This is a genomic window from Salmonella sp. SJTUF15591 (assembly GCF_043356435.1).
In the GTDB taxonomy this organism is placed as follows: Bacteria; Pseudomonadota; Gammaproteobacteria; order Enterobacterales; family Enterobacteriaceae; genus Salmonella; species Salmonella enterica.
Window position 1 is genome coordinate 22,907 of sequence record NZ_JBEUJO010000018.1, and the last position, 10,679, is coordinate 33,585.

Sequence of the window (10,679 nt, forward strand, 5' to 3'; positions counted from 1 at the left end):
CTGGGCGCATCAACGCTAAAGGAATGTAAAAATGACCGAACTCAAAAACGATCGTTATCTACGTGCGCTGCTGCGCCAGCCCGTTGATGTTACGCCAGTGTGGATGATGCGCCAGGCGGGCCGTTATCTACCGGAGTACAAAGCCACTCGCGCTCAGGCGGGCGATTTTATGTCGCTGTGCAAAAATGCCGAACTGGCCTGCGAGGTCACTTTACAGCCGCTGCGCCGTTATCCGCTTGATGCGGCGATCCTTTTCTCGGATATCCTGACGATTCCGGACGCGATGGGCCTGGGGCTCTATTTTGAAGCCGGGGAAGGCCCGCGCTTTACGGCTCCTGTCACCTGCAAAGCCGATGTCGATAAGCTGCCCATTCCCGATCCGGAAGATGAACTGGGTTATGTGATGAATGCAGTGCGTACGATTCGCCGCGAACTAAAAGGCGAGGTTCCTCTGATCGGCTTCTCCGGTAGCCCGTGGACGCTGGCGACTTACATGGTGGAAGGCGGCAGTAGCAAAGCCTTCACGGTGATTAAAAAGATGATGTACGCTGACCCGCAGGCGTTGCATCTGCTGCTGGATAAGTTGGCGAAAAGCGTCACGCTGTACCTCAACGCGCAAATCAAAGCGGGCGCGCAGTCGGTGATGATTTTCGACACTTGGGGCGGCGTGCTGACTGGCCGCGATTACCAGCAGTTCTCCCTCTACTACATGCATAAAATCGTCGATGGCCTGCTGCGTGAAAACGACGGTCGCCGCGTGCCGGTAACGCTGTTCACTAAAGGTGGCGGTCAGTGGCTGGAGGCGATGGCGGAAACCAGCTGCGACGCGCTGGGTCTCGACTGGACGACAGATATCGCCGATGCGCGCCGTCGCGTTGGCCATAAAGTGGCGCTGCAGGGCAATATGGACCCCTCGATGCTGTATGCGCCGTCGGCACGGATCGAAGACGAAGTAGCGACTATACTTGCTGGTTTCGGTCAGGGAGAAGGGCACGTCTTTAACCTTGGACATGGCATCCATCAGGATGTGCCGCCAGAACATGCTGGCGCATTTGTGGAGGCAGTGCACCGACTTTCTGCGCAGTATCACAACTAAGGAGTTAGTATGGATCTCGCGTCGCTACGCGCTCAACAGATAGAACTTGCTTCATCGGTTTGCCGCGAAGATCGCCTGGACAAAGATCCGCCAGCGTTTATCGGCGGGGCGGACGTCGGTTTTGAGCAGGGGGGCGAGGTGACGCGGGCGGCGATGGTATTGTTGAAATATCCGTCGCTTGAACTGGTCGAGTACAAGGTGGCGCGTATTGCCACCACCATGCCGTATATCCCCGGCTTTCTCTCTTTTCGTGAATATCCTGCGCTGCTGGCGGCGTGGGAACAGCTCTCGCAAAAGCCCGATTTGCTGTTTGTGGACGGTCACGGTATTTCGCATCCGCGTCGGCTTGGCGTCGCCAGTCATTTTGGACTGTTGGTGGACGTGCCAACCATCGGTGTGGCGAAAAAACGGCTGTGCGGTAAATTTGAACCACTTTCCGCCGAACCTGGCGCACTTAGCCCCTTAATGGATAAAGGCGAGCAACTGGCGTGGGTATGGCGCAGCAAGGCGCGCTGTAATCCGCTGTTTATCGCGACGGGGCACCGGGTCAGTACTGACAGCGCGCTGGCGTGGGTACAGCGCTGTATGAAAGGGTATCGCCTGCCGGAGCCGACGCGCTGGGCGGATGCCGTCGCTTCCGGACGTCCGGCGTTTGTTCGTTGGCAAGAAATTCAGCGCTGATTCAGGTAAACTGCCGCTAATTTCCGATTCGAGATTCCATCATGTTACAAAACCCGATTCATTTGCGTCTGGAGCGGCTGGAAAGCTGGCAGCACGTTACCTTTATGGCCTGCTTGTGCGAGCGCATGTACCCGAACTACGCCATGTTTTGCAAGCAGACGGAATTCGGCGACGGACAGATCTACCGTCGCATTCTGGATCTGATCTGGGAAACCCTGACGGTGAAAGATGCAAAGGTCAATTTCGATAGCCAACTGGAGAAGTTTGAAGAGGCAATTCCGGCAGCCGACGACTATGATCTGTACGGCGTTTACCCGGCGATTGATGCCTGCGTCGCATTAAGCGAATTAATGCATTCTCGTCTTAGCGGCGAAACGCTGGAACACGCTATTGAGGTTAGTAAGACTTCCATTACTACGGTGGCGATGTTGGAAATGACTCAGGCTGGTCGGGAAATGACCGATGAGGAGCTCAAAACGAACCCTGCCGTTGAACAGGAATGGGATATTCAGTGGGAAATATTCCGACTTTTAGCCGACTGCGAAGAACGTGATATTGAACTGATAAAAGGGCTCAGGGCAGACCTGCGCGAGGCTGGCGAGAGCAATATTGGTATAAATTTTCAGCAATGACACCAGAAAACGTGATTTAACGTCTGATTTGTCGTGCCATAAGGCTTCCCTTATGCCCCCCGTCTGGTCTACATTTGGGAGGCGAAAAAAAGTGGCTATCGGTGCGTGTATGCAGGAGAGTGCTTTTCTGGCATTTCCGTCGCACTCGATGCTTAGCAAGCGATAAACACATTGTAAGGATAACTTATGAACAAGACTCAACTGATTGATGTAATTGCAGACAAAGCAGAACTGTCCAAAACCCAGGCTAAAGCTGCTCTGGAATCCACTCTGGCTGCTATTACTGAGTCTCTGAAAGAAGGCGATGCTGTACAACTGGTTGGTTTCGGTACCTTCAAAGTGAACCACCGTGCTGAGCGCACTGGCCGTAACCCACAGACCGGTAAAGAAATCAAAATCGCCGCCGCTAACGTACCGGCGTTTGTTTCTGGTAAAGCTCTGAAAGACGCAGTTAAGTAAGACGCGTAACTGTGAACAGTTTTATCGAAGGGGCTTATCAGCCCCTTTTGTCCGTCTGGCGTCGCGCGTTTCTGTTTTCTGGCGCGCTGTTGCTGACTGCCTGCAGTCATAACGCTTCACCGCCTCCGTTTACTGCCAGCGGCTTTGCCGGCGATCACGGCGCGGTGCGTATCTGGCGTAAAGATACGAACGATGAAGTCCATCTGCTTTCTGTTTTTAGCCCGTGGCATAGCGGCAGCACGACGACCAGCGAATATCGTTGGCAGGGTGATACGCTTTCGCTTATTGAACTCAATATTTACAGCAAACCGCCAGAACATATTCGCGCGCGTTTCGACGCTCATGGCGAACTCAGTTTTATGCAGCGTGAAGTTGGGGGGCAGAAGCAGCAGCTTTCCAACGATCAGATTGCCTTGTATCGCTATCGCGCCGAACAAATCCGTCAGACCAGCGACGCCTTGCGCCTGGGGCGGGTCATACTACGCCAGGGACGCTGGCACGCCGACCATACGGTAACCACCTGTGAAGGTGAAACGCTGAAACCGGATCTGGATTCCTGGGCAATAAGCCACATTGAGCGCCGCCAGAACCACTCATCGGTAGAGGTGAGCGTAGCATGGCTGGAGGCGCCGGAAGGATCGCAACTTTTGCTGGTGGCGAATTCAGATTTCTGTCACTGGCAGCCGCAAGCGAAAACCTTTTGATGGAATACCGAATGGCGAAGCCGCCATTCGGCAAACATGCTCTACCAGTTTCCCATACCCATATGACCGCCGCCGCGATGATAACCGCCGCCATAGCCGCCGCAACCGCCATAGCCCATTCCTGCGCCGCGTGGTATGCCAGCCTGCGCCATCGCGACATCCCGTTTCACGCGTTGCTCATCTAACTTCTGGCCTAATGACTCCATCTCTTTGGCAACCGCATTAATTTTCGCAGTATCCGGCGAACTGGCGGTCAGTAGCGCGTTATATTCATAACGTTTAGATATCAGTTGCTGGCGCAGCGCGCTGGTCTGCGTGTAGTAGTCATCATAAATCTTCTGCGCCGTCGCCTGCTGTTCCGTAGTTAACGGGCTACCTCCCTGTTGCCACATACCGTCATTGTTGCCCCAGTGATGCCCGGCGAAGGCGGCGCCGGAGCTCAGGGCCAAAAGAGAGAGGGCGATTAGCGCGATAGCTGATTTATTGTTCCGTTTCATTTTGCGTTCTCCTGTTGCTCATCTTATCCTCTCTCTTGCATCTTCCGTGCCAGATAACTATTCCTTGTCGGGCAGCGAGTTAACCCGCTTCAGGCGGCAAAAAGCGAGTAAAAATGACTCGCATGACCCGCCTGGCGAGTCATTTTTACCCATCCGTATCCGAAAGGGTGTGCGGCAACGCGCGGTTATGCGGAGCGAAGAATGGCATGATCTCTGCTTAAGTAAGGAAAATAAAAACGAGCCGGGGAAGCCTGTGAGTTTTATACGATTACATAAAGATGCCGCTGCAACGTGGTTGAGTCGGCTGTTACCTGCGGCGATCTTCATTCTGGTGGGGCTATTTTCCATTATGGTCATTCGCGACTATGGCCGTGAGAGCGCTGCCGCCAGGCAGACGCTGCTGGAAAAGGGAAATGTACTCATTCGCGCTCTGGAGTCCGGCACGAGAGTAGGTATGGGAATGCGGATGCATCACGCGCAGCAGCAGACATTGCTGGAAGAGATGGCGGGTCAGCCAGGCGTGTTGTGGTTCGCCGTAACGGATGCGCAGGGGGTAATCATCACTCATAGCAACCCTGGCATGGTGGGCAAATCGCTCTATTCCCCATCTGAAATGCATCAACTAAACCCCGGGCCGCAGGAGCGTTGGCGGCGTGTCGACGTTGCTGCTAACGGCGAGACGGTGCCTGCGCTGGAAATTTACCGTCAGTTCCAGCCGCTTTTCGGTATGAGAGGTCACGGTATGAGGGGGCACGGCATGGCGCGTAGCGCCAATGACGACGAACCAGCGAAACAAACTATTTTTATTGCCTTTGACGCCAGCGAGCTGGCCGCGACACAGGCAAGGGAGTGGCGTAATACGCTGATTGTTTTGTCTGCGTTAGCGGCGGTGCTGTTGGCAACGTTACTGGCGTTTTTTTGGCATCAGCGTTATCAGCGCTCACACAGAGAACTGCTTGATGCAATGAAGCGTAAAGAAAAGCTGGTGGCGATGGGGCATCTGGCGGCGGGCGTCGCGCACGAAATTCGTAACCCGCTCTCGTCCATCAAAGGGCTGGCGAAATACTTTGCCGAGCGCACGCCTGCCGGCGGCGAGTCGCATGAACTGGCGCAGGTGATGGCCAAAGAGGCTGACCGTTTGAACCGGGTGGTAAGCGAATTGCTCGAACTGGTAAAGCCCGCGCATCTGACGCTCCAGGCGGTTAACCTCAATGATATTATTACTCACTCCCTGAATCTGGTCAGTCAGGATGCCCAAAGCAGAGAGATTCAGTTGAGATTCACGGCGAATGAGACGCTTAAGCGTATTCAGGCTGACCCGGACAGGCTGACTCAGGTGCTGTTGAATCTGTACCTGAACGCTATTCATGCGATTGGCCGCCAGGGAACGATTACCGTAGAGGCAAAAGAAAGTGGGACCGACCGCGTTATCATCACTGTTACCGATAGCGGGAAAGGGATCGCCCCGGATCAGCTGGAGGCGATTTTTACGCCTTATTTTACGACCAAAGCTGACGGGACAGGCCTGGGGCTGGCTGTGGTGCAAAATATCATCGAACAGCATGGCGGTGCGATTAAGGTGAAAAGTATTGAGGGTAAAGGCGCGGTCTTTACTATCTGGTTGCCAGTGATAGCGAGACAACAGGATTAACAAGGGTGATACGCGGAAAAATCGATATTCTGGTTGTGGATGATGATGTAAGCCACTGCACGATTTTACAGGCGCTGCTTCGGGGCTGGGGCTATAACGTCGCTCTGGCCTACAGTGGGCATGATGCGTTGGCTCAGGTGCGTGAGAAAGTCTTTGATCTGGTACTGTGCGATGTGCGTATGGCGGAGATGGACGGTATCGCCACGCTGAAGGAGATTAAAGCGCTCAACCCCGCCATTCCGATTTTGATTATGACGGCATTCTCCAGCGTGGAAACGGCGGTAGAGGCGTTGAAAGCCGGTGCGCTCGACTATTTAATTAAACCGCTGGATTTTGACCGTCTGCAGGAGACGCTGGAAAAGGCGTTGGCGCATACGCGGGAAACGGGCGCTGAATTGCCATCGGCGTCGGCTGCGCAGTTTGGCATGATTGGCAGCAGTCCGGCGATGCAACATTTACTGAATGAAATCGCGATGGTCGCACCATCAGACGCCACGGTATTGATTCACGGAGACTCCGGCACGGGTAAAGAGCTGGTGGCGCGGGCGCTACACGCCTGTAGCGCCAGGAGCGATAAACCGCTGGTCACGCTCAACTGCGCCGCGCTTAATGAATCGCTGCTGGAGTCTGAGCTGTTCGGCCACGAAAAAGGCGCGTTTACCGGTGCGGATAAACGTCGGGAGGGACGCTTTGTCGAAGCGGATGGCGGCACCTTATTCCTCGATGAAATTGGCGATATTTCACCGCTAATGCAGGTACGCCTGCTGCGGGCGATTCAGGAACGTGAGGTGCAGCGTGTGGGCAGCAATCAGACCGTGTCGGTTGATGTGCGGCTGATTGCCGCTACCCACCGCGATCTGGCGGAAGAGGTGAGTGCTGGTCGTTTTCGCCAGGATCTCTATTACCGCCTGAATGTGGTGGCGATTGAAATGCCTTCTTTGCGCCAGCGTCGGGAAGATATTCCGCTACTGGCAGACCATTTTCTGCGGCGTTTTGCCGAACGTAACCGAAAAGCGGTGAAGGGGTTTACGCCGCAGGCGATGGATCTGCTGATCCACTACGACTGGCCGGGCAATATCCGTGAGCTGGAAAACGCTATCGAGCGGGCGGTGGTGTTGCTGACGGGAGAATACATTTCTGAACGCGAATTGCCTCTCGCTATTACCGCGACGCCGATAAAAACGGAATACAGTGGTGAGATCCAACCGCTGGTGGACGTCGAAAAAGAGGTGATTCTGGCGGCGCTGGAAAAAACGGGCGGCAACAAAACCGAAGCCGCCCGTCAATTGGGCATTACGCGCAAAACGCTGCTGGCTAAACTCAGCCGTTAGTTCTGTTCACGCTCGATGGCGCGCCAGCCGATGTCGTTACGGCTGAAGCTGCCGTCCCAGCGGATGTCGGTCATCAGGGCGTAAGCGCGTTTCTGCGCTTCGGCCACGGTGTGGCCCAGCGCGGTGGCGCACAGTACGCGGCCGCCGCTGGTCAACACGCGGTTGCCATCAGCGAGTTTGGTGCCCGCGTGGAAAACCTTACCGTCAGCCACTTCTTCCAGCGGCAGGCCGTGGATCTCATCGCCAGTATTGTAATTGCCCGGATAACCGCCCGCGGCGATCACCACGCCTAATGAAGCGCGTTCGTCCCACTCGGAGGTTTTCTCATCCAGCTTGCCGTCGCAGGCGGCCAGGCAAAGATCCACCAGGTCCGACTTCATGCGTAGCATGATCGGCTGGGTTTCCGGATCGCCGAAGCGGCAGTTGAACTCGATAACTTTCGGGTTGCCCTGCTTGTCGATCATCAGACCCGCGTACAGGAACCCGGTATAGGTATTCCCTTCCGCCGCCATGCCTTTTACGGTTGGCCAGATGATGCGTTCCATGGTGCGCTGGTGCACTTCATCAGTCACCACCGGCGCCGGTGAGTAGGCCCCCATACCGCCGGTATTCGGGCCGGTATCGCCATTGCCCACGCGTTTGTGGTCCTGGCTGGTGGCCATCGGCAGAACGTGCTCGCCGTCGACCATCACGATAAAGCTCGCTTCCTCGCCGTCGAGGAACTCTTCAATCACGATGCGGTGACCCGCGTCGCCAAAGGCGTTACCGGCCAGCATGTCATGAACGGCAGCTTCTGCTTCTTCCAGCGTCATCGCCACGATAACGCCTTTACCGGCGGCCAGACCATCGGCCTTGATGACGATCGGCGCGCCTTTCTCACGCAGATAAGCCAGGGCTGGCTCAATCTCGGTGAAATTCTGGTATTCCGCCGTCGGAATCTGGTGACGAGCGAGGAAATCTTTGGTGAACGCTTTGGAGCCTTCCAGTTGCGCGGCCCCTTCGGTTGGGCCAAAGATCTTCAGACCCGCCGCACGGAACGCATCGACCACGCCAATCACCAGCGGCGCTTCCGGGCCGACGATGGTCAGATCGATCTTCTCGTTCTGGGCAAAGCTCAGCAGCGCCGGAATATCGGTGACGCCGATAGCCACGTTCTGCAACGCAGGTTCCAGCGCGGTACCGGCGTTACCCGGTGCGACAAAAACGGTATCAACCAGCGGCGACTGTGCGGCTTTCCAGGCCAGCGCGTGTTCGCGCCCGCCGTTACCAATGACTAAAACTTTCATCGTCTGCTCCCTGAATTAATGGCGGAAGTGGCGCATGTCGGTGAAGATCATCGCAATGCCGTGTTCATCGGCAGCGGCAATGACTTCATCATCACGGATAGAACCGCCAGGCTGGATAACGCAGCTCACGCCGACAGCGGCAGCGGCATCAATACCATCGCGGAACGGGAAGAACGCGTCGGAAGCCATGGCTGAGCCTTTCACTTCCAGACCTTCATCAGCGGCTTTAATCCCGGCGATTTTGGCGGAGTACACGCGGCTCATCTGGCCTGCGCCTATACCGATGGTCATGTTCTCTTTGGCATACACAATAGCGTTGGATTTCACGAATTTGGCTACCTTCCAGCAGAACAGCGCGTCACGCAGCTCCTGCTCGGTCGGCTGGCGTTTGGACACCACGCGCAGTTCAGCTTCACTCACCATACCCAGATCCCTGTCCTGAACCAGCAGGCCACCGTTAACGCGTTTGAAATCCAGGCCCGGAACGCGGCTTGCCCATTGGCCGCAGGTCAGAACACGGACGTTCTGCTTGGCAGCGGTGATTTTCAGCGCTTCTTCGCTTGCGGATGGGGCGATGATCACTTCGACAAACTGACGAGAAATGATGGCCTGTGCGGTTTCCGCATCCAGCTCACGGTTAAAGGCGATAATGCCGCCGAACGCGGAGGTCGGGTCGGTTTTATAGGCGCGATCGTAAGCGTCGAGAATAGAGGTACTTACCGCCACGCCGCACGGGTTAGCGTGTTTGACGATTACGCAGGCTGGCTCGTTGAACTCTTTCACACACTCCAGCGCCGCGTCGGTATCAGCGATGTTGTTATAAGAGAGCGCTTTGCCCTGCACCTGTTGTGCGGTGGCAACGGACGCTTCTTTCACATTCTCTTCTATATAGAAGGCAGCTTGCTGGTGGCTGTTCTCGCCGTAGCGCATATCCTGCTTCTTAATGAAGTTCAGGTTCAGCGTACGCGGGAAGCGACCGGCGGCTTCTTTGCTTTCACCGTGGTAGGCCGGAACCATGCTGCCGAAGTAGTTAGCGATCATGCTGTCGTAGGCGGCGGTGTGTTCGAAGGCTTTAATCGCGAGATCGAAACGGGTGTCGAGGGTCAAAGAACCTTCGTTAGCGTCCATCTCTTTAATAATGGCGTCGTAGTCGCTGCTCTTCACCACGATGGCCACGTCTTTATGGTTCTTCGCGGCGGAGCGCACCATGGTCGGGCCGCCGATATCGATGTTCTCTACTGCATCTTCCAGCGAGCAACCAACGCGTGCAACGGTTTCGGCGAACGGATACAGGTTAACGACAACCATATCGATAGGGGCGATGTGGTGCTGTTCCATAATGGCATCGTCCTGGCCGCGACGGCCGAGGATGCCGCCGTGTACTTTTGGATGCAGGGTCTTTACGCGTCCATCCATCATTTCCGGGAAACCGGTGTAATCGGAAACTTCGGTCACCGGCAGGCCTTTTTCTGCTAACAGGCGGGCGGTGCCCCCCGTAGACAGCAGTTCCACACCGCGTGCGGAAAGAGCCTGGGCGAATTCGATGATACCGGCCTTGTCAGAAACACTGAGCAGAGCGCGGCGGACTGGACGACGTTGTTGCATGGTAAATCCCCTGGATTTGACGATTACAGAGAGCGTTAGCTGAATTTTTCGTAAAAAACTCAGCTAACGCCCCTTATGGGGCATTCTCATTTTGCGGCGACATTGTAACGAAAACGTTTGCGCAACGCTCGCGAATTTTTCTTTTTAAATTCTGGCCCCGCTTTTATCCCTGAAAGATCGTTTGCAGAGTGAGAAGATCCAGGAAATGAACGCGCATTTTGTGGATAAGTCTGTGCGTAAATTGGTATAACCAGGGGTTTTGCTGGGGAATGCAGCAAACAGTCATTTTTCTGCAATTTTTCTATTGCGGTCAGCAGAGAACTCCCTATAATGCGCCTCCATCGACACGGCGGATGTGAATCACTTCACACAAACAGCCGGTCGGTTGAAGAGAAAAATCCTGAAATTCAGGGTTGACTCTGAAAGAGGAAAGCGTAATATACGCCACCTCGCGACGGTGAGCTGAAAGCCGCGTCGCACCTGCTCTTTAACAATTTATCAGACAATCTGTGTGGGCACTCGAAGATACGGATTCTTAACGTCCTCGGACGAAAAATGAATACCAAGTCTCAAGAGTGAACACGTAATTCATTACGAAGTTTAATTCTTTGAGCATCAAACTTTTAAATTGAAGAGTTTGATCATGGCTCAGATTGAACGCTGGCGGCAGGCCTAACACATGCAAGTCGAACGGTAACAGGAAGCAGCTTGCTGCTTTGCTGACGAGTGGCGGACGG

10 protein-coding genes and 1 rRNA gene are annotated in these 10,679 nt (G+C 55.1%); 8 read left to right on the forward strand and 3 right to left on the reverse strand.

What is annotated here, in order from left to right; translation table 11 throughout:
- Window positions 1-31 precede the first annotated feature (31 nt).
- The 5 genes from hemE (at window position 32) to ABVM99_RS23405 (ending at window position 3,572) form a co-directional block, all read left to right on the forward strand.
- Window positions 32-1,096, forward strand: coding sequence for a uroporphyrinogen decarboxylase (gene hemE, locus ABVM99_RS23385; RefSeq protein ID WP_023194460.1), 1,065 nt, complete (start codon window positions 32-34; stop codon window positions 1,094-1,096).
- A 9-nt stretch (window positions 1,097-1,105) separates the two neighbouring features.
- Entirely contained in the window at window positions 1,106-1,777 is a 672-nt protein-coding gene (gene nfi, locus ABVM99_RS23390) for a deoxyribonuclease V (RefSeq protein WP_000362359.1), read from the forward strand.
- Between the two features lie 41 nt (window positions 1,778-1,818).
- Entirely contained in the window at window positions 1,819-2,409 is a 591-nt protein-coding gene (locus ABVM99_RS23395) for a YjaG family protein (protein ID WP_000940092.1), read from the forward strand.
- Between the two features lie 186 nt (window positions 2,410-2,595).
- Window positions 2,596-2,868, forward strand: coding sequence for a nucleoid-associated protein HU-alpha (hupA, locus tag ABVM99_RS23400; RefSeq protein WP_001044509.1), 273 nt, complete (start codon window positions 2,596-2,598; stop codon window positions 2,866-2,868).
- 11 nt (window positions 2,869-2,879) lie between these two features.
- A complete protein-coding gene (locus tag ABVM99_RS23405; protein ID WP_001083940.1) occupies window positions 2,880-3,572 on the forward strand; it encodes a DUF1481 domain-containing protein in 693 nt (230 codons plus the stop codon).
- Between the two features lie 41 nt (window positions 3,573-3,613).
- Here ABVM99_RS23405 and zraP read toward each other — a convergent pair whose 3' ends face one another.
- Window positions 3,614-4,069 (reverse strand): zinc resistance sensor/chaperone ZraP, encoded by a 456-nt coding sequence (gene zraP / locus ABVM99_RS23410; protein WP_000828129.1) that lies wholly within the window; start codon window positions 4,067-4,069, stop codon window positions 3,614-3,616.
- 253 nt (window positions 4,070-4,322) lie between these two features.
- On the opposite strand from zraP, the gene zraS reads away from it, so the two are divergent.
- Window positions 4,323-5,720, forward strand: a complete 1,398-nt coding sequence (gene zraS / locus ABVM99_RS23415; RefSeq protein WP_001749433.1) for a two-component system sensor histidine kinase ZraS — start codon at window positions 4,323-4,325, stop codon at window positions 5,718-5,720.
- Window positions 5,721-5,725: 5 nt separating this feature from the next.
- Complete coding sequence (gene zraR / locus ABVM99_RS23420; protein ID WP_000617933.1) at window positions 5,726-7,051, forward strand: sigma-54-dependent response regulator transcription factor ZraR; 1,326 nt, start codon at window positions 5,726-5,728, stop codon at window positions 7,049-7,051.
- Here the strand turns inward: zraR and purD are convergent.
- Both purD and purH read right to left on the reverse strand, forming a co-directional pair.
- Window positions 7,048-8,337 carry a phosphoribosylamine--glycine ligase gene (gene purD, locus ABVM99_RS23425; protein ID WP_023194461.1) on the reverse strand — a complete coding sequence of 430 codons (1,290 nt, stop codon included), beginning with the start codon at window positions 8,335-8,337 and terminating at the stop codon, window positions 7,048-7,050. The two genes, zraR and purD, sit on opposite strands and share 4 nt — an antisense overlap.
- Before the next feature lie 15 nt (window positions 8,338-8,352).
- Window positions 8,353-9,942: a bifunctional phosphoribosylaminoimidazolecarboxamide formyltransferase/IMP cyclohydrolase gene (gene purH / locus ABVM99_RS23430; RefSeq protein WP_001187520.1), complete on the reverse strand. Its 1,590-nt coding sequence runs from the start codon at window positions 9,940-9,942 to the stop codon at window positions 8,353-8,355.
- Window positions 9,943-10,567: 625 nt separating this feature from the next.
- On the opposite strand from purH, the gene ABVM99_RS23435 reads away from it, so the two are divergent.
- A 16S ribosomal RNA gene (locus ABVM99_RS23435) occupies window positions 10,568-10,679 on the forward strand; the annotation flags it as partial.

Excerpts from the sequence above, each read along its gene's own strand:
- zraP (WP_000828129.1), bottom strand. The coding sequence starts at position 4,069 with ATGAAACGGAACAATAAATCAGCTATCGCGCTAATCGCCCTCTCTCTT.
- hemE (WP_023194460.1), top strand. The coding sequence starts at position 32 with ATGACCGAACTCAAAAACGATCGTTATCTACGTGCGCTGCTGCGCCAG.
- nfi (WP_000362359.1), top strand. The coding sequence starts at position 1,106 with ATGGATCTCGCGTCGCTACGCGCTCAACAGATAGAACTTGCTTCATCG.
- purD (WP_023194461.1), bottom strand. The coding sequence starts at position 8,337 with ATGAAAGTTTTAGTCATTGGTAACGGCGGGCGCGAACACGCGCTGGCC.
- ABVM99_RS23395 (WP_000940092.1), top strand. The coding sequence starts at position 1,819 with ATGTTACAAAACCCGATTCATTTGCGTCTGGAGCGGCTGGAAAGCTGG.
- purH (WP_001187520.1), bottom strand. The coding sequence starts at position 9,942 with ATGCAACAACGTCGTCCAGTCCGCCGCGCTCTGCTCAGTGTTTCTGAC.
- hupA (WP_001044509.1), top strand. The coding sequence starts at position 2,596 with ATGAACAAGACTCAACTGATTGATGTAATTGCAGACAAAGCAGAACTG.